The following is a 1,077-nucleotide window of genomic DNA, read 5'->3' as shown; positions in this document are numbered from 1 at the left end:
GAAAGGAGGTTACCGTGTGGTTATTATTGTAGGATTGTTATTGTTGATGTTTTTTGCTTATCTAGGATGGTCTATTATCTGGGTGGCACCTGTTGTTGCTACGTTCGTTGCTTATTTTAGCGGTTTAAAAGTACTGCCTACTTATACAGATGTGTATATGGGAGGGTTTGTAGATTTCGCTGCAAAATGGTTCCCCATCTTTTTATTAGGAGCCGTCTTTGGAAAGCTAATGGAAGATACAGGCGCAGCCAAATCGTTGGCGCAGCGTATTGCTAAATTATTTGGAAGTAAAAGAGCCATTTTAGGGGTGCTAATTGCTTCAGCCATTTTGACATACGGCGGAGTGAGTCTATTCGTTGTTGTCTTTGCGATTTATCCTTTAGCAATCGCGCTATTTCGAGAAGCTAACGTATCGCGAAATTTACTGCCAGCAACCATTGCACTCGGAGCATTTACGTTTACAATGACAGCGATTCCAGGTACGCCTCAAATCCAAAATCTGATTCCGACTGCTACATTTAAAACGAATGCAATGTCCGGTTCGATTATTGGAATTGTTTCAGGTCTTATTATGGCAGTGGGAGGATATTTATGGTTAGCTTATCGTGATAAAAAATTAAAAGCTAAAAATCAAGGATTTACCGAGCCTAATGAATCATCAGTCGCAGCGAGTGATGAGCAGGACTCGATGAATGTAATATTAGCTATTTTACCACTGATTGTCGTTGTCGTGACGTTAAACGTTTTAAAATGGGAGCCTATCGTTTCATTATTAATTGGTATTTTTTCTATTTTACTTATTAATTTTAAACACTATAAAACGTTTATTTCTTCTATAAATGAAGGAGCAAAAGGATCCGTGATGGCTGTTATTAACACGAGTGCAGCAGTAGGTTTTGGCTCGGTTATTACAGCAGTTCCAGAGTTTAAAGATGTCACGCATGTGTTGCTAAACATTTCGAGCAATCCACTCGTTTCAGAAGCATTAAGCGTTCAAGTGCTGGCGATGATCACGGGTTCAGCATCCGGCGGTATGGGTATTGCGCTTCAAGCATTAGGAGATACGTGGTATCACTT

1 protein-coding gene is annotated in these 1,077 nt (G+C 39.9%); it reads left to right on the top strand.

From position 1 onward, the window contains the following. Window positions 1-16: 16 nt before the first annotated feature. On the top strand, window positions 17-1,077 hold a 1,061-nt coding region (locus AC1DRF_RS29240; RefSeq protein ID WP_477742474.1), incomplete at its 3' end, for a GntP family permease.

The sequence above is a fragment of the Priestia sp. P5_B4 genome, from assembly GCF_056400385.1.
The sequence above is the reverse complement of the archived record's forward strand: the minus strand, read 5'-3'. Positions and strand labels throughout refer to the sequence as shown.